Origin of the sequence: Paraburkholderia hiiakae (assembly GCF_904848665.1) — a bacterium.
Classification (GTDB): Bacteria; Pseudomonadota; Gammaproteobacteria; order Burkholderiales; family Burkholderiaceae; genus Paraburkholderia; species Paraburkholderia hiiakae.
The window spans coordinates 39,266-62,713 of the sequence record NZ_CAJHCQ010000015.1; the positions used below are offsets into that span (position 1 = coordinate 39,266).

Annotated in this window: 23 protein-coding genes; 8 read left to right on the forward strand and 15 right to left on the reverse strand. The window is 66.4% G+C overall.

What is annotated here, in order from left to right; genetic code table 11:
* The first annotated feature begins 318 nt into the window (after window positions 1-318).
* Together JMY28_RS25615 and JMY28_RS25620 are read left to right on the forward strand one after the other, a co-directional pair.
* Window positions 319-1,179: an arylamine N-acetyltransferase family protein gene (locus JMY28_RS25615; protein WP_201698693.1), complete on the forward strand. Its 861-nt coding sequence runs from the start codon at window positions 319-321 to the stop codon at window positions 1,177-1,179.
* A gap of 75 nt (window positions 1,180-1,254) precedes the next feature.
* Window positions 1,255-1,932, forward strand: a complete 678-nt coding sequence (locus JMY28_RS25620; protein WP_201698820.1) for a methyltransferase family protein — start codon at window positions 1,255-1,257, stop codon at window positions 1,930-1,932.
* A 17-nt stretch (window positions 1,933-1,949) separates the two neighbouring features.
* On the opposite strand, the gene JMY28_RS25625 is transcribed toward JMY28_RS25620, so the two are convergent.
* The 7 genes from JMY28_RS25625 to JMY28_RS25655 form a co-directional block, all read right to left on the reverse strand.
* Window positions 1,950-2,729, reverse strand: coding sequence for a hypothetical protein (locus tag JMY28_RS25625; RefSeq protein ID WP_201698694.1), 780 nt, complete (start codon window positions 2,727-2,729; stop codon window positions 1,950-1,952).
* Between the two features lie 86 nt (window positions 2,730-2,815).
* Window positions 2,816-2,971, reverse strand: coding sequence for a hypothetical protein (locus JMY28_RS25630; RefSeq protein WP_201698695.1), 156 nt, complete (start codon window positions 2,969-2,971; stop codon window positions 2,816-2,818).
* Window positions 2,946-3,950 (reverse strand): cytochrome d ubiquinol oxidase subunit II, encoded by a 1,005-nt coding sequence (gene cydB, locus JMY28_RS25635; protein ID WP_201698696.1) that lies wholly within the window; start codon window positions 3,948-3,950, stop codon window positions 2,946-2,948. The genes JMY28_RS25630 and cydB overlap by 26 nt, the downstream gene beginning before the upstream one ends.
* A gap of 37 nt (window positions 3,951-3,987) precedes the next feature.
* On the reverse strand, window positions 3,988-5,427 hold the full coding sequence (locus tag JMY28_RS25640; protein WP_201698697.1) for a cytochrome ubiquinol oxidase subunit I: 1,440 nt from the start codon (window positions 5,425-5,427) through the stop codon (window positions 3,988-3,990).
* 398 nt (window positions 5,428-5,825) lie between these two features.
* Window positions 5,826-6,014: a 4-oxalocrotonate tautomerase gene (locus JMY28_RS25645; protein ID WP_028205614.1), complete on the reverse strand. Its 189-nt coding sequence runs from the start codon at window positions 6,012-6,014 to the stop codon at window positions 5,826-5,828.
* A gap of 44 nt (window positions 6,015-6,058) precedes the next feature.
* Window positions 6,059-6,835, reverse strand: a complete 777-nt coding sequence (locus JMY28_RS25650) for a class II aldolase/adducin family protein (RefSeq protein ID WP_201698698.1) — start codon at window positions 6,833-6,835, stop codon at window positions 6,059-6,061.
* A gap of 10 nt (window positions 6,836-6,845) precedes the next feature.
* Window positions 6,846-7,808, reverse strand: coding sequence for an urea transporter (locus tag JMY28_RS25655; protein WP_201698699.1), 963 nt, complete (start codon window positions 7,806-7,808; stop codon window positions 6,846-6,848).
* A gap of 181 nt (window positions 7,809-7,989) precedes the next feature.
* On the opposite strand from JMY28_RS25655, the gene JMY28_RS25660 reads away from it, so the two are divergent.
* Window positions 7,990-8,571, forward strand: coding sequence for a putative glycolipid-binding domain-containing protein (locus tag JMY28_RS25660; protein WP_201698700.1), 582 nt, complete (start codon window positions 7,990-7,992; stop codon window positions 8,569-8,571).
* Between the two features lie 7 nt (window positions 8,572-8,578).
* On the opposite strand, the gene kch is transcribed toward JMY28_RS25660, so the two are convergent.
* From kch to JMY28_RS25680, 4 genes are all read right to left on the reverse strand, one after another.
* On the reverse strand, window positions 8,579-9,760 hold the full coding sequence (gene kch / locus JMY28_RS25665; protein WP_201698701.1) for a voltage-gated potassium channel protein: 1,182 nt from the start codon (window positions 9,758-9,760) through the stop codon (window positions 8,579-8,581).
* Entirely contained in the window at window positions 9,757-10,641 is an 885-nt protein-coding gene (locus JMY28_RS25670; RefSeq protein WP_201698702.1) for a mechanosensitive ion channel family protein, read from the reverse strand. Before JMY28_RS25670 ends, kch begins: the two co-directional genes overlap by 4 nt.
* 123 nt (window positions 10,642-10,764) lie before the next feature.
* A complete protein-coding gene (locus JMY28_RS25675; RefSeq protein WP_201698703.1) occupies window positions 10,765-11,301 on the reverse strand; it encodes a GNAT family N-acetyltransferase in 537 nt (178 codons plus the stop codon).
* 98 nt (window positions 11,302-11,399) lie between these two features.
* Window positions 11,400-12,347: a DMT family transporter gene (locus tag JMY28_RS25680; protein ID WP_236597041.1), complete on the reverse strand. Its 948-nt coding sequence runs from the start codon at window positions 12,345-12,347 to the stop codon at window positions 11,400-11,402.
* A 98-nt stretch (window positions 12,348-12,445) separates the two neighbouring features.
* On the opposite strand from JMY28_RS25680, the gene JMY28_RS25685 reads away from it, so the two are divergent.
* Complete coding sequence (locus JMY28_RS25685) at window positions 12,446-13,864, forward strand: aminotransferase-like domain-containing protein (RefSeq protein ID WP_201698704.1); 1,419 nt, start codon at window positions 12,446-12,448, stop codon at window positions 13,862-13,864.
* A gap of 24 nt (window positions 13,865-13,888) precedes the next feature.
* On the opposite strand, the gene JMY28_RS25690 is transcribed toward JMY28_RS25685, so the two are convergent.
* Both JMY28_RS25690 and JMY28_RS25695 read right to left on the reverse strand, forming a co-directional pair.
* Complete coding sequence (locus JMY28_RS25690) at window positions 13,889-15,193, reverse strand: MFS family transporter (protein ID WP_201698705.1); 1,305 nt, start codon at window positions 15,191-15,193, stop codon at window positions 13,889-13,891.
* 258 nt (window positions 15,194-15,451) lie between these two features.
* Complete coding sequence (locus JMY28_RS25695; protein WP_407945538.1) at window positions 15,452-17,020, reverse strand: MDR family MFS transporter; 1,569 nt, start codon at window positions 17,018-17,020, stop codon at window positions 15,452-15,454.
* Between the two features lie 97 nt (window positions 17,021-17,117).
* Between JMY28_RS25695 and JMY28_RS25700 the strand changes: the two genes are divergently transcribed.
* The 3 genes from JMY28_RS25700 (at window position 17,118) to JMY28_RS25710 (ending at window position 20,120) form a co-directional block, all read left to right on the forward strand.
* Window positions 17,118-17,846 (forward strand): TetR/AcrR family transcriptional regulator, encoded by a 729-nt coding sequence (locus tag JMY28_RS25700; protein ID WP_201698707.1) that lies wholly within the window; start codon window positions 17,118-17,120, stop codon window positions 17,844-17,846.
* Window positions 17,847-17,935: 89 nt separating this feature from the next.
* Window positions 17,936-19,510, forward strand: coding sequence for a cryptochrome/photolyase family protein (locus JMY28_RS25705; RefSeq protein WP_201698822.1), 1,575 nt, complete (start codon window positions 17,936-17,938; stop codon window positions 19,508-19,510).
* A gap of 199 nt (window positions 19,511-19,709) precedes the next feature.
* A complete protein-coding gene (locus JMY28_RS25710; protein WP_069268743.1) occupies window positions 19,710-20,120 on the forward strand; it encodes a response regulator in 411 nt (136 codons plus the stop codon).
* A gap of 108 nt (window positions 20,121-20,228) precedes the next feature.
* Here JMY28_RS25710 and JMY28_RS25715 read toward each other — a convergent pair whose 3' ends face one another.
* Both JMY28_RS25715 and JMY28_RS25720 read right to left on the reverse strand, forming a co-directional pair.
* Window positions 20,229-20,858 carry a Fur family transcriptional regulator gene (locus tag JMY28_RS25715; protein ID WP_201698708.1) on the reverse strand — a complete coding sequence of 210 codons (630 nt, stop codon included), beginning with the start codon at window positions 20,856-20,858 and terminating at the stop codon, window positions 20,229-20,231.
* Between the two features lie 57 nt (window positions 20,859-20,915).
* Window positions 20,916-21,542: a glutathione S-transferase family protein gene (locus JMY28_RS25720; RefSeq protein ID WP_201698709.1), complete on the reverse strand. Its 627-nt coding sequence runs from the start codon at window positions 21,540-21,542 to the stop codon at window positions 20,916-20,918.
* A 220-nt stretch (window positions 21,543-21,762) separates the two neighbouring features.
* Here JMY28_RS25720 and JMY28_RS25725 point away from each other — a divergent pair, with 220 nt between their 5' ends.
* Window positions 21,763-23,439: an ATP-binding domain-containing protein gene (locus JMY28_RS25725; RefSeq protein WP_201698710.1), complete on the forward strand. Its 1,677-nt coding sequence runs from the start codon at window positions 21,763-21,765 to the stop codon at window positions 23,437-23,439.
* The last annotated feature ends 9 nt before the right edge of the window (window positions 23,440-23,448 follow it).

The window sequence follows — 23,448 nt, forward strand, 5'->3', positions numbered from 1 at the left end:
GTATTCCTTACTTATTGAAATGATTGCTTGATTGATCGCGTGGACGTTTGTTATTCGCAAGCCGCTGAATACCCGACATCTCCAGACGGCGCCATCGTACTAACACGGAATGCGAGCGTCAACAAAAACGAGAATGATTCTCAACCGTTTTACGCATGTTTTACGTGATGTCATCACAATGCTTACGAATGCCTGTCTTTTGCGTGTTTTCGCATTACAGATAGTCAGTTTCGACAAATTAGTCAGGCGAATGAAGTCGCTTATCATCACGGGTGTGAGCGCACGCTCAACGCTCAAACTTCAAAGCAAACTGGCTCAATGACCGACATTTCCCCACGCTACGAACTCGATCTCGCCCCGTACTTCGCACGCATCGGCTACAGCGGTCCGCGAGCGGCGACCCTCGCCGTGCTGCGCGAACTGCATCGTCTTCATCCGCTTGTCATACCGTTCGAGAATCTCGATCCCCTCGCAGGTCGGCGCGTGTCGGTCAAGTTGCCGGACATCGTCGATAAACTCGTGGCGCAGCGTCGCGGCGGCTACTGCTTCGAGCACAACACCTTGTTCGCGCATGTGCTCATGCAACTGGGCTTTTCCGTGACACCGCTTTCCGCGCGCGTGTTGTTCGGCCAGCCGCCGGGCGCGCACACGGCGCGCACGCATATGCTGCTGCGCGTGGAGGCCGAGGGCGATTCGTGGATCGCGGACGTGGGTTTCGGCGGCGCGACGCTGTGCGCACCGCTCCTGCTTTCGAGCGAAGCGCAACAGCAAACGCCGCACGAACCGGCGCGGCTCGTGACGCTTTCGGCAAATGAGCGCAAGCTCGAACTCAACGACGGCGAGAAGTGGTTCGACGTTTATCGCTTCGAGTTGACGCCTGCGGAGTGGGTCGATTACGAAGTCGCGAACTGGTACACGTCGGCGTCGCCCGATTCGTTCTTCACGTTCAGCCTGATCGCATGCATGGCGCGCGAAGGCGGCCGGGCGATCCTGTTCAACGATCGATTTACCGAGCGCGACGCGCAAGGCCAGGTGAGCGAGGAGCGTACGATCGCGAATGGAGAGGAACTCGCGCTGTGTCTGCGCGAACGCTTCGGCATCGATCTCGCGCGCGGCGAAGCGGCGCAGCGTATCGACGCCGATACGCTCTATGCGCGCATGACTTCGCACGGCGCATAGCAGGAAGCGCGCGACACGACACTTTCGCCCGCGCGCAAGGAGAGCATCATGACTGAGCTGAAAATGACGAAAGCGCTGATGACGAAGCTGTTCGTGCAAGTCGTGGTGTGGTTCGGGTTGATGGGCGTGCTGCTGTTCGTTTCGGCGGGCACGCTGGCCTGGACGGCGGCGTGGCTCTGGCTCATCGAGTGGGCGTTATGCGGCGTGTGGATCGGCCTGTGGCTCGGGCGCGTGGATCCGGGCCTCCTTGTCGAGCGGCTCGCGCCTTTCGCGCAACGCACGCAGCAGCCGTGGGACCGCGTTTTCATGCTGTGCGTGTCGGTGGGATTTTGCGCGTGGCTGTGCCTGATGGGCATCGACGCCGTGCGCATGGGCTGGTCGCGGGTGCCACTGTGGCTTAGCGTGCTCGGCGCCATTTTCATCTTTGTCGATATCTACGCGACGCGCGCGGTCTTCGCGGCGAACCGCTTTGCGGCGCCCGTAGTGAAGATTCAGAGCGAACGCGGGCATACGGTCAGCGACACGGGCCCGTATGCTTACGTGCGTCACCCGATGTATGGCTTCGCGCTGCTCTTTCTCGCCGGCACGCCGCTCATGCTCGGTTCGTGGTGGGGGCTGGCGTGCGTGCCCATCATGGTCGTGGGGATCGGCTATCGCGCGGTGCGCGAGGAGCAAACGCTCGCGGAGAATTTGCCCGGCTATCGCGAGTATCTGGCGCGCGTGCGTTATCGCTTCGTGCCGGGCATATGGTAATACCAGGTAGTGTGAGACTAGCGCGTGGCGGGCGAAGTCAGCGCTTGCGCGTAACGGCGGTAAAGCCAGGCGAGGGCCGTGGTCGTGAGCAGCGCGAACACGATATTGCCGATGCTCTGACCAATGGCGAGCGCGGTGAGCCAACCCGGCTGCCGCACGATTTCAGGCGAGACGCCCGCGAGGCCCATGCCGATGAGGACGAAGAGGCCGCATACGGCAATGGGCAGCGCGGCGACGAAAGTCACGCCAAAGAGGCTCCAGAAGTGCCCGCGGCTATCGCGCCATGCGGCGCCGAACGCGATCGGGCTACCGATTGCAAGCGCCGGAAAGAGCAGCGAGAGCCGCACCGCCACGAACATCCAGATCACAAGGACCACCACAAAGAGGAACGCCGCGCCGCCCTGGTACTGAGGCCGCAGCACGACCCACAGCACGAGCGCGACCGCGCCGAGCGCGACCGCCAGAATAAGGCCGACCGCAAAAATACGCAGGAACGGCCTGGCTCTGGCCGGCATGAGCGGCGCGCTGCGCTCGCCTAGCAGCACGAAGCGCGAAATCTTGAGCGTGAACCAGAGGTAGAGGAGCGAATTCAGGAGCGAGGCGAGATTGCCGAGCGCAATGAGTCCGCCCGAGGGCGTCGCGCCTTCGGCCGGAACGGGCCGCCCGGCGAGCCCGAACCACCCGAGCGCCGCGTAGATCACAAACGTTCCCACGACGAGAACCGGCATTTGCACGGCGGCCTGCCAGGCGCTCGCCCACGCGCGCTTGACGCATTCCATGAAGGTCATCTGTTGCATGAAGGTTTCACACGGGTGACAGAGAGCCTACAGTCTAACGCGACGCCGTGAAATCGAGCGCGCTCGTGCATATCCGCTTGTGCGAATTACTTCACGGCGAACAGCGTGAGGTTCATGAAGACCTTGAACGCGAAGCCGAGCGACACGGCCGCGCCCACGCCCGCACACCAGAGGAGTACGAACCAGATCCAGCCGGGTAGCGCGCGGCGCGCAGTGTTAGTGGTAGTGATGGGTGTCGCCATGACGCACCTTCCCTCTGAAGACCCAGTAACCGAGCATCGTGTACGCGAGAATGATCGGCAGAATGAACGCTGCGCCCGCGAGCGTGAACATCTGGCTCTCGCGCGGCGCGGCGGCTTCCCAGAGCGTGAGGCCCTGCGGAATCGCGTAGGGCCACAGGCTCACGAGCAGGCCTGCGTAGCCGAGCAGCACGAGCCCGATGGCCGCGATGAAGGGCGTCTTATGATGGCGCGCATGCACGGCCCAGCGCATCCATGCGGCGCAGGCGAGCACGAGCAGCGGCACCGGCGCGAGACGCCAGAAGAGGCCCGAACGGAACCAGCGTTCGGCAATCGCCGGGTCCTGCAGCGGCGTCCACAGGCTCACGAGCGCGATGAAGCCGAGCAGCATGACCGTGAGCGGCCAGACGAGCTTGCGCAGGCGTCGCTGCAGATCGCCCTCGGTCTTCGCGACGAGCCAGCAGCAGCCGAGCAACGCGTAGGTCGCGACGAGCCCGAAGCCCGAGAGCAGGCTGAATGGCGTGAGCCAGCCGAAGGCGTCGCCGGCGAACTGGCCGCCGTCCATCGGAATGCCTTGCAGGAAGGCGCCGAGCGCGACCCCCTGGAAGAACGCGGCACCCGTCGAGCCGCCGATGAACGCGAGGTCCCACAGATGCTTCGTGCGATTGGCCTTAGCGCGAATCTCGAACGACACGCCGCGGAAGATCAGGCACGCGAGCATGAACACGAGCGGCAGATAGAGCGCGGAAAGCACAGTCGAGTACACGATGGGGAACACGGCGAAGAGCCCCGCGCCGCCGAGCACGAGCCAGGTCTCGTTGCCGTCCCACACGGGGGCGACCGTGTTCATCATGAGATCGCGTTCTTCCTCGTCGGGAAAGAGCGGAAACACGATGCCGATGCCGAGATCGAAGCCGTCCAGCACCACGTAGAGAAGAACGCCGAGCGCGATGATCGCGGCCCAGATGACGGTGACATCCATTTGCTTGCTAGCCTCGTAACGATGAATGCGGGGAGCCTCAGGCGTCGATCAGCTGATCGGCGGCGGACATGGGGCGGCGAGCGGTCTGACTCGTGGTGAGCGCAGGATGGGCCACGCGCGGTTCACGTGGCTCGTGGGGCGAATGTGGCTTGCTGTCGGGCAGCGCAGGACCTTTACGCAGAAGCTTGAGCAAGTAGTAAATGCCCGTGCCGAATACGAGGAAGTAGACGGCCACGAACGCCATCAGCGAAATGCCCACCTGTTGCGCCGTGAGCGGCGACACGGCTTGCGCCGTGCGCATCACGCCGTAGACCACCCAGGGCTGGCGGCCGGCTTCGGTCGTGACCCAGCCCGCGAGCAGCGTGATGAAGCCCGTCGGTCCCATGGCGAGCACGAAGCGCTGGAAACCGCGCGATTCGTAGAGCGTGCCGCGGCGGCGCAGCACCCAGCCCGTCACGCCGAGAAGAATCATCAGGAGGCCTAAGCAGACCATGACGCGGAAACTCCAGAACAGCAGCGGCGAATTGGGCCGCTCGTCGGCGGGGAAGGACTTGAGCCCCTTGATCTCGCCGTCCCAGCTATGCGTGAGGATCAGGCTGCCAAGGTGCGGAATGGAAACGGCGTAGCGCGTGGTTTCAGCGTGCATGTCGGGGATGCCGAACAGATTGAGCGCGGTGCCGCCTTGTTCGGTATCCCAAATGCCTTCGATCGCGGCGATCTTGGTGGGCTGATATTCGCGTGTGTTCAGGCCGTGCGCGTCGCCCACGAAGGCTTGCACCGGTGCGAGCACGAGCAAGAGGCCGAGCGCCATCGAAAACATCTTCTTGATGGCGGGGTCGCGCCGCCCCTTGAGCAAATGCCATGCGCCGCTCGCGGCCACGACGAGTGCGGCCACGATGAACGCGGCGATCGCCATGTGCGCGAGACGGTACGGGAACGACGGGTTGAAAATGATCTTGAACCAGTCGACCGGCACGACGTGGCCGTCGACGACCTTGAAGCCTTGCGGCGTCTGCATCCAGCTATTCGAGGCGAGGATCCAGAACGTGGAGATGAGCGTGCCGATGGCGACCATCAGCGTCGCGCCGAAGTGGGCGCGCGGGCTCACGCGGTTCCAGCCGAACAGCATGATGCCGAGGAAGCCCGCTTCGAGAAAGAACGCGGTCATGACTTCGTACATGAGCAGCGGCCCGGTGACGGGGCCCGCGAACGACGAAAAGCCCGACCAGTTGGTGCCGAACTCATAGCTCATGACGACGCCGGACACGACGCCCATGCCGAAGGCCACGGCGAAGACTTTCGACCAGAAGAGGCAGAGGTCCTTGTAGAACGGCTGACGCGTTTTGAGCCAGCAGGCTTCGAGCACGGCGATGAAGCTGGCCAGGCCGATGGAGAGCGCCGGGAAGACGATGTGAAACGAGACGGTGAAGGCGAACTGCAGCCGGGCCAGGTCGAAGGCGGAGAGTGACGTGTGCATGTGCGTGCCTGTTGCTTGCTTACCGGGGGAAACTGCGCACTGCACCGCAGTGGGGGCGCTGCGGTTGCGTGCGATGGACGTAAGCGTAGGGGAACGGCGGCGGTTTTGCTACACTGCGACGTGCGCCAGCGTGTCGCAGTCGTCAATCTCAATGAGACGAGAGGATGCGCTAACGCATTGATAAAAATCAATTTAGATTAAACGTTCGTTGTGCAGGCGGGATGTGCGAGGGGTATGGCGCTGCGTCAATACACCGCGCAGCCGCATGGGGTGCGGCAATGCGCCTCGGGGTGCGGTGTAGGGAATCGTGCGGGGGAGGATTGAGGCGCGTCTGGCGGCGCGAGCAGTGCGGGCGACGCCAGACGGAAAAGATAAGGAATGCGATGGAAATGAAGGCGTCAGCGCGGATCGCTCCACAGCTTGCCCGCCGTCGCCCAATTTTCCGGCTTCACGTCGTGAAAGATGATGTCGACGGATTGCGGCTCGACGCCGAGCACCTTGCAGGTGGTCTCGGTTAGTGCCGCGGCGAGCTGGCGTTTTTGTTCGACGCTGCGGCCTTCGAACATTTCGATGTGGAATGTCGGCATGCGGGTCTCCTTGAAAAGTCAGTGATGCGATGGAATCGGCGTGGTTAGTCGCGGTATGACGAATCGATGCGATCGAGCTTGCGCAGCAGCGCCGGCCATTCGAGCACGCCCTCGATCGCGCCACCGTCGCGCAACTGTTCGGCCGTGCGTTCGGCCGCCTCGGGCGGCGGCAAGACGAGCGGCACACCGCCTGCCTGTGCCTGCAACTGGATTTCGCAGGCCTTGATGAGCGTCGCCATCAGCACGTAGGCTTCGGCCACCGTGCGGCCAGTGGTGAGCGTGCCGTGATTGCGCAGCAGCATGGCCGGGTGCGCGCCGAGACTCGCGGTGAGGCGCATGCCTTCGGCAGGCGTGAAGGCGAGGCCTTCGTAGTCGTGCCACGCTAGCTGGCCGTAAAAGCGCAGGGCGTGCTGGGAGGCCGGCAAGAGTCCGTCTCGTTGGATCGACACGGCAATGCCCGCCGTATTGTGCAGATGCATCACGCACACCGCGTCGGGCCGCGCGAGATGCACGGCCGCGTGCAGCGCGAAACCGGTGGCGTTCACGGGGTGTTCGCTTGCGCCGACGATGCGGCCTTCGGTGTCGATCTTCACGAGGTTGGAGGCGCGCACTTCGTCGAAGGCGAGGCCGAACGGATTGATGAGGAAGCGGCCAGGTTCCCCGGGCACGGCGGCGGAAACGTGGGTGTAGATGAGGTCGTCCCAGCCGTTGAGTGCGATGAGGCGGTAAGCGGCGGCGAGATCGACGCGCAGTTGCTGCTCGGCGGCGGAGCGCGGCGCGGTCTCGGCGCAGGTGCGCGTCGGGCGATGGGCGAAAGACATGGCGATTCCTTCAGCGGACGGTGGACGCTTCAGACGGCGTGGATGACGCGGACAGCGCGCGCAGTCGTCGCGCCGACGCGTGCACGCACCAGCTTGCCAGCACGAACGGCGCGGTCAGCGCGGGCAGTCCGCAGCTCGCGGCGGCCAGATGCAGGGCCGCGGCGAGCATGGTCGCACAGAACGCGGCGCGCGTGCCGAGCGTGCAGACCGCGAGCGCGGCAAGCGCGCCGTTGAAGCCCGCGAGGCCCGCGCCGAAGGCATCCGGGCTCGCGCCGCACGCGAGTTCGAGCGCGCTCGCGAGCGCCGCGCCGCCGAGCGCATAGGCGGCCGCGCGCCGCGACGACCAGGCGAGGCCCGCGAGTACGCACAGTCCCGCCGCCGCGCCCGATGCGAACGTGGTTTGCGCGAGGCCGCTCAACACGCCAGCCGCGGCGTGTGCTGCGGCCGCGAGCGGCGATCCGTGCGGGGCAAGGGGTGCAACGGCGATCGCGGTGGCTACGGGTTCGCTACCCGGATGCAGCGGTATCCAGATCCAGGTCGCGATGAGGCAGGGTACGGAATACAGGCCGAGCCGCGCGCGAGCGAGCCAGCGGTTCAACGGCCCGGCGATCCACGCGCTCGCGCCGCCCGCGATGAGCGCGAGCGCGGCCGCCGTGCCCGCATCGCCGACGAAGGTGAACGCCGCGAGCGCGGCGAGCGCGCCGTTGTAGCCCGTGAGGCCGTCGCGGATCGCGGTTTCTGCGTCGCCCGCCACGAGCGCGCAGACGTTGGCCGCGGCGGCGCCGAGCAGCGCGGCAAGCGCTAGCCGCCAGTCGGTGAGCGAGAGCGCCGCGAGCAGGCAGGCGCCCGTTCCCGCGTGCGCCTGCAGCACGATCTGGCCGAGGCTGCGCAAAAGCGCGGGCAGTGCGGGACCCGCGGCAGTATCGGCGGTATCGGCAGTGGCGCCGGATGCGGCGGATAATCGGGCGGACATGACGAAGGCGTGGCGTGCGGATACGGGAGAGTGCGGCCCCGGTGCGAAGCGCACGGCCGGCCAGAGTGCGAGCATAGGCGATGCAGCCCGCCTCGCGCATGCGCGTAGGTTGATAGTCGCTATTTGCCGCCGCGTTACGATATGCGCACGGCGGTTACTGTGATCTTTGTGGAGGCGAACGATGCGGGAAGTGCGTTGGGCATCCGAAACGGGCGAGGGCATCGAGCATCTGGCGTTCGATGCGCATTGCGGCCCGAAATATGGGGAAAAAGGCGACACGATCCGCGTGGAAAGCGTGATCGTCGGCGAGCGCTACGGCAAATCCTATGGCCTGTGCTATGCCATCGAGTGCGATGCGCACTGGCGCGTGCGTTGGGCGGCGTTTCGCGTGATGGGCGGCCGCTCGCTCGTGCTCCACAGCGACGGCAAGGGTCACTGGACGGACGGGGAAGGGCGTGCACTGGAAGCGCTTGACGGCTGCATCGATATCGACATCGCCGCGACACCGTTCACGAACACACTGCCAATCCGGCGTCTAGGTCTCGCGCGCGGCGAGCGCCAGCCGATCCGCGTGGCGTACATCGCCGCGCCCGAGCTTGTGCCCAAGCCTGTCGAGCAGGCGTACGTGTGCATCGAACGCGACCGCGAGTACCGCTACGAGGGCATCTTCCGCGATTTCACGGCGAATCTGCGCGTGGACGAAGATGGGCTCGTGATCGACTATCCCACGTTGTTCCGGCGCCTGCCGACGCCGGAACGATAATACGGCCCTACGCGGCGCCGCCCGCGCTCTTGCCGAACAACAACTGTTCGATCAGCGTGTTGTCGATGGTCTCGTTGTTGAGCGTGCGCGCGAGCAGTTCGCCTGCGAGCAGTTGCGGCGAAAACACCATGTCGGGCTGCAAGAGGCGCAGGCGCTGCAAGTTGCGGCTGTCGTTCACGAGCGCCACGGTGCGCACCTTCGGCGCGATCTCCTTGATCGCGAGAATCACGAAGGCGTTCTCGGCGTCGTCGGTGCGCAGTGCGAGCGCGGCGAGCGCGGTTTCGGCGCCCGCGTTGTGCAGCGTGGCGGTATCGCTCGCATCGCCGACGATGAGGTCGGCCTCGCCCGGATAGTTGTGCGGCGTATTCGGCGCGACGATCACGGTCGCCGTGTAGCCGCGCTTGATGAGCCCGTCATAGACGCTATGCGCGAGCGGCGAGGCGCCGACGATCAAATAGTGGTTCTTGCGGGTCACGTTGGAAATGCCTCCATTGACGATGCGTTTCAAATGCCCGCCAATCACGGGCCCGATCACGGCGCTGATCGAAGTCGCGAACACGGTGATCCCGAGCACGATGATCGAAGCCGTGAAAAGCCGCGCGGTGTCCGTGTGCGGCACGATATCGCCGTAGCCGACCGTGGACATCGACACGATCGAGAAGTAGAACGCCGTCACGAGGTTGCGAATGGGCGGCGCAAAGTCGTCGCCGAGATACAGCGAGCCGAACACCGCGTAGACGACCAACGAGCCAATGCTCAGGAATGCGAACAAGGAGCCCGCGGCGACGCTCGCGCGGTCGAAGCGGCGCCAGTAGTAGATGAGCGCGCAGGCGAGTGCGAGCGAGAAGGCCGCAAGCGCGTGGCTGCGATAGTCGCCCCACAGGCAAATGCTGGCCGCGCCGGCGAGCAACACCAGTGAGAGCACCCACGCCACGCGCGCGCGCAGCGCGATGCCGAACGACATCATCGTGAGGCCGGTGGCGACCAGCGCCTGGGGAAGCGCGAGCACGCCGAATGCGTTGATGAGCGTGATCCAGTCGTCGAACCAGTTGCCGCGCGCGTGTTCGAGCGCTTTCTGCGCGACCGGGCGCACCAGCAGCAGACCGTCGAGCACCAGCAGCAAGGCCAGGTAACCGTGCGGCACGAGTCCTCGAGCGTAGCCGCGCAGGCGGCGCGCGTACGTGTTCATTGCTGCGCTTGTTGCGTCGGTGGTGCCGGTTGCTCCGGTTCTGCCGGTTGCGTCTGCACGATGTGCAATTCGCGAGTGCGCACGGGCAGCGAGCAGTGCGCGTCATTGAGCGCCTGACGCACCTTACGCGAAAGCTCCCAGCGCATGTCCCAGAACGTGTCGATGTTCGACCACACGCGCACGTTGAGCACGGCGATGCTGTCGTCGAAACGCGACACCATCACTTGTGGCGCGGGCGAGGCCAGCACGCGCGCGTCGGCTGCGGCGAGCGTGCGCAATACGTCGATCGCGAGGTTCACGTCGTCGCGCACCGACACCTCCACTTCGAGGTCGAGCCGGCGCGTGGGATTGCGGCTGTAGTTGCGGATCGAATTGCTCCACAGCGCGCTGTTCGGCACGTATTCGCAGATGCCGTCGGGCTTCGTGAGGCGCGTGGTGAAGAGGTTCACTTCCTCGACGGTACCCGCGACGGTTACGCCGACGCCGCCGTCGATATAGTCGCCCACCTTGAACGGCCGCAGCAGCAACAGCATGATGCCGGCCGCGATGTTCTGCAGCGTGCCTTGCAGCGCGAGACCGATGGCGAGACCCGCCGCGCCGAGCACCGCGACGATACTGGCGGTCTGGATGCCGATTTGCGAGAGCGCGCCGATCACGGCGACGAGGCGCACCCCCCACACGGCCGTGTCGCGCACGATGGGGCGCAGCGTGGGGTCGATGCCGCCGCCGCGCCGCTTGATCCAGTTGCCCACGCGCCGGGAGAGCCACCAGCCGAACCAGAGGATCGCGAAGGCTGCGCAAAAGCGCAGCGCGAGCGCGGAGAGCGCGTCCCACAGGAAGCCCCAGTTGGCCGGGTGCAGGTGTTCGAGGAGGGGTTGCATGGTGAATCAGTCCTTGTCTTCGGAGCCTTGGGTCTGGCGCCGTTGCGAAAGGACGTATTGTACGAGCGGCGTTTCGCTTGCGGCGTGCGCGCGGCGTGCCGGGGCGTTTTTGAGCCTGCCGCGTCAGCCTTTGGGTGGCGTATCGGCGCCCGGCCCGAGGGTGCGCTGCATGAGCGCCGTGTCGCGCCATTCGCCGTGCTTGAAGCCTACGCCGCGCAGCGTGCCGGTGAGTTCGAACCCAAGGCGCTCGTGCAGTTTAAGCGAGCCGCCGCGCGGATCGGCGACCACGGCGATCATCTGTCGCCACGGGCCTGCCTCGCAGCGTTCGATCAGCGCGTCAAGCAGCGTGTGGCCGAGTCCGCGGCCGCGAAACGCTTCGTCGATATAGATCGAGTCTTCGACCGTGAAGCGGTACGCCGGACGCGGCCGGTAGGGCGTGGCGTAGCAGTAGCCCGCCACGCGGCCGTCGATCTCGGCGACGAGCCAGGGCAGGCCGTGTTCCCGCACCGCGGCGTGGCGGCGCAGGAGTTCGTCGAGCGAAGGGGGTGTCTCCTCGAACGACGCCGTGCCGTGCAGCACGTGGTGCGCGTAGATCGCGGCGATGGCGGGAAAGTCGTCGGCGGTGGCGTCACGCACGTGCGCGTCGGAGTGTGGGTTCATCGGTTGGAACGAGGCGCGAAGGCAGAGGGGAAGGAGGTTTGCATCCCTCACTATGCCTCGCGCGCGGGCGCTTTTGAAGCGCGCCAAAAATGCGTGGCCTAGACGCGCTGCGTGCCCGTGCGATTCGCGACAGCGGAGGCAAGCGTCGAGCGCCCGAAGCGCCGCGCTCCGGCCACGCATGCGATGACCACGGCGGTGACGGCGATCATCGCCGGCGGCACGGTTTCGTGCAGCAGCAGTGCCGCGAGCACGAAGCCGAAGAACGGCTGCAGCAACTGCAATTGCCCGACGCCTGCAATGCCGCCGAGTGCGAGCCCGCGATACCAGAACACGAAGCCGATCAGCATGCTGAAGAGCGACACATAGGCGAACCCCCACCACGAGGCCGCGCCCACGGCGGCGAACGACGCGGGGCGCAGCCACCACGCGAGCGGCGCCATCACGGGCAGCGAGATTACAAGCGCCCAGCAGATCACCTGCCAGCCGCCCAGGCGTCGCGAGAGCCGCGCGCCTTCGGCATAGCCGAGCCCGCACACGATGATCGCGCCGAGCATGAGCGCGTCGCCGAGCGGCGAGGCATCGATGCCGTGGCGCAGCGCAAACGCCACCACGGCGGCGCTGCCCGCTGCGGAAAAGATCCAGAAGGCGGGCTGCGGACGCTCGCCCGCGCGCAGTACGCCGAACACGGCCGTGGCCAACGGCAGTAAGCCGACGAACACAATGGCGTGCGCCGAGCTCACGTGCTGCAGCGCGAGCGCGGTGAGGAGCGGAAAGCCCACCACCACGCCGAGCGCGACGATGATGAGCGGCCAGACTTCGGCGCGCGCGGGCCGCGCCGCGCGCAACGACAGAAGCAACAGCACGCCGAGCACGCCCGCGATGGTCGCGCGCGCGCCAGTGAGGAACACGGGGTCGAGGCCGAGCACGGCCAGGCGCGTGGCGGGCAGCGAGCCGCTGAAGATGAGGACGCCTGCGAAGCCGCAGAGCCAGCCGTCGGTGGTGGAATCGAGCTTTTTGCGCATGGGCAATGGCCAAGGGGAGAACATCCGTGATCGATCCAGCGATAATGCGCGCCGAGCCGCGCGAGGGTAAGCTACAGATCAGTACAATTTGTTCAAACTGTATTGAACACGGAGCAGTACAGATGAAAGACAGAGCGAGGACGCAAGGCTTGCCCATGACGCGCGTCGAGCAGGTGATGCAGGCGCTGCGCGAGCGCATTGCCGCGCGGGCGCTGGCCGCGGGCGCGCGCGTGCCGTCCATCCGCGTGATGAGCGAGCAGCTTGGCGTGTCGAATTCGACTGTGGTGGAGGCCTACGAGCGCCTCGTTGCCGAAGGTGTGCTGGTCGCGCGGCGCGGAGCGGGCTTCTTCGTGGCCGGTCACGCGCCGCCGCTCGCGCTCGCCGCGCTCGGGCCGCAGCTCGACCGCGAGATCGATCCGCTCTGGCTCACGCGCCAGTCGCTGCAGACCGAGCAGGACGCGCTGCGGCCCGGCTGCGGCTGGCTGCCCGCTTCGTGGCTGCCGGAGGACGCCGTGCGGCGCGCATTGCGCGCCATCGCACGCGATCCGCGCGCGCCGCTCACGGATTACGCCTCGCCGCTCGGCCTGCCCGCGCTACGCCAGCAGCTCGCCTGGCGGCTCAGCCAGCATGGCGTGGAGGCCGCGCCCGAGCAGATCGTGCTGACCGACGGCGGCACCCAGGCGCTCGACCTGGTGTGCCGCTTTCTGCTGGAACCGGGCGACACCGTACTCGTCGACGACCCGTGCTACTTCAATTTCCAGGCGCTGCTGCGCGCGCATCGCGTGCGCGTGGTCGGCGTGCCGTACACGCCAACGGGGCCGGATCTCGCCGCGTTCGAGCGCACGCTGGCCGAATCGCGCCCGCGCCTCTACGTGACGAACTCGGCGGTCCACAACCCCACGGGCGCGACGCTCGCGCCAGCCGTCGCGCATCGCCTGCTCAAGCTCGCGGAGGAACATGACCTCCTGATCGTCGAGGACGACATCTTCGCCGACTTCGAAATCGAACCCGCGCCGCGCCTCGCGGCCTTCGACGGGCTCGCGCGTGTCGTCACGATCGGCAGTTTCTCGAAGACGATGTCGGCGGCGGCGCGCTGCGGTTTCATCGCGGCGCGCGCGGACTGGATCGAACCGCTCGTGGATCTCAAGCTCGCGGTCTCGTTCGGCAACGGGGAGATGGTGGCGGAACTCGTGCACCGCCTGCTCGTGGACGGCACGTATCGGCGGCACCTGGACAGCTTGCGCGCGAAGCTCGCCGACGCGATGGGCGAAACGCTGCGCCGGCTTGCGGCGCTCGGCCTCGCCGCGTGGACCCGTCCGCAGGCGGGACTCTTTGTGTGGGCGCAATTGCCGGATGGCGTCGATGCCGCCCAGATCGCGCGCGAGGCGCTGGTGGAAGGCGTCGTGCTCGCGCCGGGCAACGTGTTCAGCGTGTCGCGCAGCGCGGGCGATTTTCTGCGTTTCAATGTTTCGCAGTGCAATCGTCCGAAGGTCTACGAAACATTGCAGCGTGCGATGGAGCGCGTGGCGCAGCCCGTCTGAGCAACGGAGTGCGCCACGCCGGCATCACGGCTCGTGGCGCAGATACCCTTCCTTGGCGGGATCGCGCATGCGCCACGACACGACCAGCGCGACCGCGCAGATTGCCGTGACGTACCAGTAGAACGTGGTCTCGCTGCCAACTGACTTGAACCACAGCGCGACATATTCGGCAGAGCCGCCGAAGATCGCGTTGGCCACCGCATACGAAAGGCCCACGCCCATGGCGCGCACTTCGGGCGGGAACATCTCGGCCTTGATGAGACCGCTGATCGACGTATAGAAACTCACAATCGCGAGCGCGACGATGATGAGCCCGAACGCGGCCACCGGGCTCGATACGTCCTTGAGCGCGTGCATGATCGGCACCGTGCCGAGCACCGAAAGCGAGCCGAAGAGGATCATCGACGTGCGGCGGCCGATCTTGTCGGAAAGCGCGCCGAACACCGGCTGCATCAGCATGTAGACGAAGAGCGCGCAGGTCATCACGTTGCTGGCGGTTTTCGCGTGCATGCCGGCCGTGTTCACGAGGTACTTCTGCATGTAGGTCGTGAACGTGTAGAAGATCAGCGAGCCGCCTGCCGTGAAGCCCACCACCGTGAAGAACGCGCCCTTGTGCTGCCACACGCCGCGAATCGTGCCTGCGTCACGCTTGTGGCGCGACTCGCTCGTCGAGGTTTCGTTGAGCGACTTGCGCAGATAAAGCGAGATCAGCGCCGCGGCGGCGCCGACCACGAACGGAATGCGCCAGCCCCAGGCCTTCAGTTCTTCCGTGGAGAGCGTCTGCTGCAGGATCACGAGCACGAGCAGCGCGCAGAGCTGGCCGCCGATCAACGTGACGTACTGGAACGACGCGAAGAAGCCGCGCCTGCCCTTAAGCGCGACCTCGCTCATGTAGGTCGCGCTCGTGCCGTACTCGCCGCCCACCGAAAGCCCCTGGAAGAGGCGCGCGAGCAGGAGCAGGAACGGGGCGAACGCGCCGATCTGCGCATAGGTGGGCAGCATGGCGATCACCAGCGAGCCGCCGCACATCATGAGCACCGAGATCATCATCGCGGTGCGGCGGCCGTGGCGGTCGGCGATGCGGCCGAACAGCCAGCCGCCGATCGGGCGCATGAGGAAGCCCGCGGCGAATACGCCGGCGGTGTTGAGCAACTGCGTGGTGGTGTTGCCGCTCGGGAAGAATGCGGGCGCGAAATACAGCGCGCAGAACGAGTAAATGTAGAAGTCGAACCACTCGACGAGATTGCCCGACGAGGCGCCGACGATGGCGAATACGCGTCGCCTCGTGTCTTGCGCGGATAGCGTGGCTTGGTCGGTCTGGACGTCCATGGGCGGGTCTTCTCCTGGGTTGTGTGTTTTATGGCGAGCGACCGTCATGCAGCCGTCGCGAGCGTTGGAACGCGCGCCGCCGGGTCCGGGCGCGCGGTGCCCGCGATTTTAGTTAACTGTAATTAAATGTGTGGAAAATGTAATGCGTGTGCGAACGGGCCCCATGAGACCGATGGATGCCGGTTCGGGAGGCAAAAAAAAGCCAGCGGGAATCCGCTGGCTGGAGGGGAAAAGCAGGCAGGCGTGCGCCGAACGCGCTCAATGCTGCTTGCGCAGCGGCACGTCGCGCAGCAGCAACGACAGCGCGAACGAGAACACCACCACGACCGCAGCCGAGAGATAAACCGCGTGCAGCGCGCCGGCGAACGCATCGAGATACTGCGCGTGCAGCGTGGGCGGCAGATGGTGGATCACATCGGGCGTGAGCGGCTGCGGCAGTTCCACGTCGGCAGTGAGCACTTTTTCGAGCCGCGCGTGCAGCCCATGCGAGAACATGGCGCCGAACGCGGCCACGCCCACTGAGCCGCCAATCGAGCGGAACAGCGTCGCACCCGACGTCGCCACGCCCATGTGGCGAAACTCCACGGCGTTCTGCACGGCGAGGATCAGCACCTGCATCACCATGCCGAGGCCACAGCCGAGCAGCCCCATGTAGAGATACATGCGGTGAATGGGCGTGTCGATCTGCAAGCGCGCGAGCAGCATCATCGCCACCGCCACGAGCGCCGTGCCCGCAATGGGGAAGATGCGGTACTTGCCGATCTTGCTGATGATGCGCCCCGTGATGATCGACATCACGAGCACGCCGCCCATCATCGGCAGCATCTGCATGCCGGCCTGCGAAGGCGTGGAGCCCTTCACGACCTGCAGATAAAGCGGCAGGAACGTGACCGAGCCGAATAGCGACACGCCCACGATGAAGCCGATCAGGCTCGCGAGCAGGAAGGTGCGCTCGCGAAACAGTTCGAGCGGCAGGATGGGCTCGGCCGCATGTTTTTCCTCGTGGATGAAGCCCGCCACGGCCACCAGACCGAGCAGCAACGTGAGCCAGAGCGTGGGCGAAGTCCACGGCAGGAGCGAGCCACCCTCGCTCGTGAAGAGAATCAGGCAGGTGAGGGCGGCGGCGAGCCATCCCGCGCCCATGTAGTCGATCACGTGCTTCACGTGCGCGGCGCGCGGCTTGAACACGGCGCCGATCACCACGAGCGCGATCGCGCCGAGTGGCAGGTTGATGTAGAAGATCCAGCGCCACGACAGATGCTCGACGAGAAAGCCGCCGAGCAGCGGCCCGATCACGGTGGCGATGCCGAACACGCCGCCGAACATGCCCTGATACTTGCCGCGCTGCGCGGGCGGGATGACGTCGCCGATGGCGGCCATCGTCACGACCATGAGGCCGCCGCCGCCAATGCCCTGAAGCGCGCGCAGCACGATGAGCTGTTCCATATTCTGCGCCACGCCGCACAGCGCCGAGCCGATCAGGAAGATCACAATGGCGGCCTGCAAAACGATCTTGCGGCCAAACAGGTCGCCGAACTTGCCGTAAAGCGGCACGACGATCGTCGAGGTGAGCAGGTAGGCGGTGACGACCCACGAGAGCCGGTCGAGCCCGCCCAGCTCGCCGACGATGGTGGGCAGCGCCGTCGAGACGATGGTCTGGTCGAGCGCAGCCAGCAACATGACGAGCAGGAGCGCCGGAAACAGCAGCCTGATGGGCGGATGGCCGCCTGCAGCGGCAGCAGCCGGGCCCGACGCCGTCGCCGCCGCTTTCACGCTGGCGCTAGCTCCCGCAGTGGCGGGCGCAGGGTGTTTCGTGCTGGGTTCCATCGTGTCCATCTGTCTTGAAATTAATTAATTCGGAGGTTAATATTAGGACAATTATTCCAGTTGGTCAAAATTCAATTCGTTACCCGATAAGACGACTATGAAAGCGCCAGAACCCTCCCTCGACAGCGCAGGCGGTGCGCCAGGCCGGCCCGCCGCACGCCGCCCCGGCCGCCCGAGTGGCGGTGCGGGCGGGGCGGAGCAGCGCGCACGCCTGATCGACGCTGCGCTCGTGTTGTTCGCGCGCCAGGGCATCCTCGACACGTCGCTTGCCGCCATTGCCCGCGAGGCCGGCGTCACGCCCGCGATGGTCCATTACTACTTCAAGACGCGCGACCATCTGATCGACGTGCTGATCGACGAGCGCTTCGTGCCGCTGCGCGAAGCGCTCGGCGGTATGTTCGCGGAGCATCCCGACGATCCCGTGATGGCGCTCACCGCGCTGGCGCAGCGCTTCGTGGCGGTGGGGCAGCGCAATCCCTGGTTTCCGCCGCTGTGGGTGCGCGACGTCATCAGCGAGGGCGGCGTGTTGCGCCAGCGCATGCTCGAGCGCCTGGGCCGCGAGAACCAGGAAAAGGCGTACATGGCGATTGCGCGCTGGCAGCGCGAGGGCCGGCTCAACGCGGCGCTGGAGCCTTCGCTGCTATTCCAGTCGCTGATGGGCCTCACGCTGCTGCCGCTCGCCACCAGTCAGATATGGCGCGGCGACGCGGCGCAACCTCACGTCGACGTCGAGACGATCGCGCGCCATGCGGTCGCGCTCATTACGCAAGGCGTGGGGCCGGCCCGCGTCGATCGGCGCGCGGCTACGGGCATTGATACGGATTAGTCGCCGCCGCGCGCCGTGGTACGCTCCGTGACCTTTGCGGCACGGCCCGTGCGCTGTGCCGCGCGAATGTTTCCCGGTCGAGGTCCGGTCTGCCTTCTTCTTCCGCTTCTTCCCGCGCTTGCGCCAATAAAGCGCCCGCCATCGTCTGGTTTCGCGACGATCTCCGGCTTGCCGATCAGCCGGCGCTCGCGCAGGCCGCAGCGAGCGGCCTTGCGCTGATCTGCGTCTGGATCCACGATGCGCACGCGTCGGGCGAGCGCCCGGATGGCGGCGCGGCGCGCTGGTGGCGTCATGAGTCGCTGCGCGCGCTCGATGCCGCGCTGACAGCCCGCGGCGGCCGCCTGCTTCTGTTGCAAGGCGACGAAGCGGCAACGCTGGACGCCCTCGTCACGGAAACCGGCGCGCAAGCCGTCTACTGGAATCGCCGCTACGGCGCGGCGCAACGCGAGGTCGATCGTGCCCTCAAAACCTCGCTGCGCGAGCGCGGTGTGGCTGTGGAGAGCTTCAACGGGCAACTCCTCAACGAGCCGTGGACGGTGCTCAATCAGTCCGGCGAGCCGTTCCAGGTTTTCAGCGCCTACTGGCGCGCTTGCCTGCGTATGGGGGACCCGCCGCCGCCAGAAGGCGAGCCCGAACGGATGATTTTTCAATCGTTGCCAGCACGTCTTACCCAACGCGCATCGAAACTCGACGCGCTCGGTCTCGCGCCACGCGCGCCCGACTGGTCGGTCGGCTTACGCGCGGCCTGGCCAGCGGGCGAGGAAGCGGCGCTTGCGCGCCTGCGCGCGTTCCTCGCCACTGACCTCGACGCCTACGCCGGCGAGCGCGACGAGCCCGGCGACGCCGCCACGAGCCGTCTCTCCCCGTATCTCGCCGTTGGCGCGATTTCGCCGCGCCAGGTCTGGGCGGCGCTCAGGGCGGCGCAGCATGCGCACGGCCACGGCTCGGCGCGGCGTGCCACGAGCGCGGAGAAGTTCGCGAGCGAACTGGGCTGGCGGGAGTTTTGCCACTACCAGCGCTATCACTACGCCGATCTGGCGACGCGCAACTTGCGTCCCGCTTTCGACGCCATGCCATGGCGCAAGGACACCGCTGGCTTGAGAGCATGGCAACGCGGGCTGACCGGCTATCCGCTCGTCGATGCCGGCATGCGCGAGCTTTGGCACACGGGGTGGATGCACAACCGCGTGCGCATGGTCGTGGCGTCGTTCCTGACCAAGCATCTGCTGATCGACTGGCGTGCGGGCGAGTCCTGGTTCTGGGACACGCTCGTGGACGCCGACCCGGCCAGCAACCCCGCCAACTGGCAGTGGGTGGCGGGCTCGGGCGTGGACGCCGCGCCGTATTTCCGCATTTTTAATCCGGTGCTCCAGGGCCAGAAGTTCGACCCGCGCGGCGCCTACGTGCGGCGCTGGGTGCCGGAACTGGCGGCCCTGCCCGACGCGCTCGTGCACCAGCCGTGGAAGGCGAACGCGCAGCAGCGCGAAGCGGCGGGCGTGCGCCTCGGCAAAAATTATCCAGAACCTGTCGTCGAGCACGAACTGGCGCGCCAGCGCGCACTCGAAGCCTATGCGCAAACCGGCAAAGCCAAGGGCTTCGCCGCTTCGCTACAGAACACAAAGCAGGGCCCAAAGCAGGACGCAAAACAGGGCGGCAAAGCGTGAACGCGGCCGTCATCGGGCTGTCTTGTGATGCAGCTATCGTGCGCGGCGCGGATGGGCGCACTTGCAGCACGCTGGAACCGGACGGCATTAAGATTGCTCTATCAGGACGGCCCGCGGTGCCGTGCGCCCCAGCATCACGCCGGGCTCGCAGCGTCGCGGCACTCGGCCTGACAGACGAAAAGGCATGTAAGCAAACACAATGAACGCAGTACACAAGCTCGACCGGACGACCATCGTCCTTGTCGAAGACGACCCGCACAGCCGGGCGTCACTGACTTCGCTGCTGGAGGCGGAGGGCGCGCATGTCGTGGCGGTCGAAGACGCTGAAACGGGCGTCGAAGCGGCTCTGAGCCTGCACCCCGACGCCGTGGTCTGCGATCTCGACCTGCCGGCCATGGACGGCTTCTACCTGATCCAGCGTCTGCGCGACTACGAAATTCGCGGCGATCACGCACCGACCGTCGCGGTCGCGCTCACGGGCCATACCGACGAAAGCTGGCGATTGCGCAGCATCGGCGAAGGCTTCCAGCACTTCATGACCAAGCCGGCCCGGCCGGACGAACTCGTGACGCTGCTGAGCGACGCAATCGACGCGCGCCAGTCGCTCTGAAGCGGCGCGCGCAGCGAGGCGGGAAACGTGCGGGTGCTGAGGCACCGAGACGCCGCGACATGCGGCGCGGCTGGCTTATTGCCCGCGCGCAACGGCGGGCAATGACGGTTAGCTGACGGGTGACGACTGCGCGGCGGCTTCGGGCGCGGCAGCGGCGCCCGGCTGTGCAGCCTTGGCGGCCTGATTCGCCTGACTCTTCTGGCATTGCGCGCAGAGGCCCTTGAGCTCGATGCCATCACCGGCGAGCCGGTAGCCCGCGGCCTCGATCTGCGCAACGAGCGCCTGGCGCAGCTTCGGTTCGTGCAATTCGGTGACGTTGCCGCACTGCTGGCACACCACGAGAATGCCGTGCTGGCACTGCGTGAGGTCGTGGCAAACGGCGAACGCGTTGATCGACTCGATGCGGTGAATCAGCCCGGCCGAAAGCAGGAAGTCGAGCGCCCGGTAGACCGTGGGCGGCGCCGAACCCGGATGGATCTGGCGCATTTCGTCGAGCAGCGAATACGCCTTGGTCGCGCGTCCCGAGGCGAGCAGCAACTCCAGCACCTTGCGGCGGATCGGCGTGAGCTTTTCGCCGCGTTCGCGGCAATAGGCTTCGGCCATCGCGAGCGCGGACTCGAGCGGAGCGCCCTGGGCGCCGTCGTGCGAGTGGGCGTGGCCGGGCGCGTGGTCGTGCGCCTCGCCGTGCGCGTCACTGTGCGAGGCGGAGGCGTCCGGGGACGGTTTTGCTGTCTTCATGCTTGCGATTATACGGGGCGCGCCGCCGGGCCGCCCGCGCCGCCATGGAACGGCGGCTCAGGTGAGCGGCAGATCGATGTACTTCCGGAAGCCCTGGCGCTGCGCAATGCGCTGATACCAGCGTTCGAGGTTCGGCAGGGGCTCGCGCTCCACGCCTTCGAGCCCGAACCAGCGCCGCGCGAACGCGCCGAGCACGATGTCCGCGAGCGAGAAGCGCTCGTTTTCCAGGAAGAAGCGGCCTTGCAGATGGTGGTCGAGCAGCCTCCAGAGCGGGGTCAACTGATCGAGATCGGCGGCGATCTTCGCGGTGTCGCGCTTTTCCGGCGGCGTGCGCACGAGCGCGAGAAACACCGGGCGCTCGGCCGGTGCGAGGGTGCCCATCGACCAGTCGAGCCAGCGCTCGATCGAGGCGCGCACTTTCGGGTCGGTCGGGTAGAGCAGGCTCGAGGGACCATGCTCCATCGCCAGATAGCGCAGGATCGCGTTCGACTCCCACAGCACGAAATTGCCGTCGGAGATCGTCGGGATCTTGCCGTTCGGATTCATGGCGAGATAGGAAGGCTCGTTGAGATGCCCGAACGGGCCGCCCGCGTCGATGCGCTGGAACGGCAGCACGAGTTCATCGCAACACCACAGGACTTTCTGGACATTCACCGAATTGGCGCGTCCCCAGATCGTGATCATCTGGCGCGTACTCCTTGCAAGGGGAAAAAGGGTCAAGCCTGGCGCAGGCCGCCACGATACACGATTCTTGCGCGGTTTTTTGCACAGCCCTGCATTTCGTAGAATAGGCGCTGCGCGCGGCAGGGAGTTCCGCCGCCGCGCCCGATTCGTGCGGCACCGCTCCCTCGATTTCCCGCGCGGCCGTCCCGCGTCGCCCGTAACGTACGCCCGAGACCCGCCCATGGCCCGCATTGTCCCCGACGACTGGCAGCATCTCGAAGCCACCGGCGCCGCCGCGCGCGAGCGCGAAACGCTCGCCGCGCTCGCACGCGGTTTGCCGGGTGGCTACACCGTCTATCACGGCGTGCACTGGACGCGCCTTTCCGAAGGCTTTTCGGTCTTCGGCGAGGCCGATTTCGTGATCGTGAGCCCGGCCGGGCGCGTCATGATCGTCGAGCAGAAAACGGGCTTTCTGCGCGAAACGCCGAACGGGCTCGTCAAGGCGTACATGCAAACCGAGCGCAACGTGGCGATCGCGCTGGCGCGCACCGTCGAAGGGCTGCACCGGCGCTTCACCGCAACGTTCGGCGCGGGCACCTACGTGCTCGAAGAACTGTTCTACTGCCCCGATCACGTGGTGCGTGAGCCGGCTATCGCGGGCGTGAATCCTACGCGCATCGTCGATGCCACGCGCAAGACGCAGCTCGCCGCCATCGTGCTCGAAGCCATGCCCGCCGACGAGCCACGCCTGCCGTGCGCCGCGAAGATCCACCACTTTCTCGCCGATGAACTGTCGCTCACGCCCGACACCAGCGCACTGGTCGGCGCGGCGGGCACGCTCGTCACGCGGCTCGCGGGCGGCCTTGCCACGTGGGCGCGCCGGCTCGAATTCGCGCCGTTCCGGCTGCGCGTGATCGGCACGGCGGGCTCGGGTAAGACGCAACTGGCCGTGCAGGTCATGAAGGACGCCGTGGCGCGCGGCGCGAGCACGCTCTACGTGTGTTTCAACCGGCCGCTCGCGGATCACATCGCGAAGCTCGCGCCGCCCGAAGCGAAGGTGGCCACCTATCACCAGCTGTGCGACTGGGTCGCGCGTGACGGCGGGCACGTGCCCGATTTCGAGAGCCTCGGCGCATTCGACGACCTCGTACGGCGCTTCGGCGAGATGCCGATTGCAGAGCGCTGGCAGTTCGACGTGCTGATCGTCGACGAAGGGCAGGATTTTCAGCAGCCGTGGGTCGGCGCGCTCGAGCGTCTATTGCGACCGGGCGCTGTGTGGTGGTGGCTCGAAGATCCGCTGCAGAACCTGTACGTGCGCGAGCCGCTCGTGCTGGCGGGCTGGACCGTGCTGCGCGAGAACACGAATTACCGCAGCCCGCGCGACATCCTCGCGTTCTTGCGCGACGTGGCCGGACCGACCGTGCCCGCCATCGCGCAGCTTGCGGCGGGCAGTCCGTTCGACGGCTCCGATGTGACGGTGGCGAGTTGGGAGGAGCATGAAAACGAACCCGGCGCCGAGCCGGGCGTCGTGCTGGCGACCAAACGCGCGATCACGCAGGCGCTCTCGCTCGGCTTTCGCAAGCAGGACATCGTCGTGCTTTCTTATCGCGGACGCGAGCATTCGCTTTTCACGACGCTCGATCAGCTCGGCCCGCACCGGCTGCGCAGCTTCACGGGCCAATACGACCTGTTCGGCAATCCGCAGTACCGCGAGGGCGATGTGCTGCTCGATTCGATCTACCGCTTCAAGGGACAGTCCGCGCCGTGCGTGATCCTGACCGAGGTGGATTTCGAGGCATTCGACGAGCGCGCCGCGCGCAAGCTCTTCGTCGGCGCGACGCGCGCGGCCATGAAGCTCATCGTGGTGGCGTCGCCGCGCGCCGCCCGGTTCATCGAGGGCCAGCGCGGCGGCGTGTGAGGGCTTTCT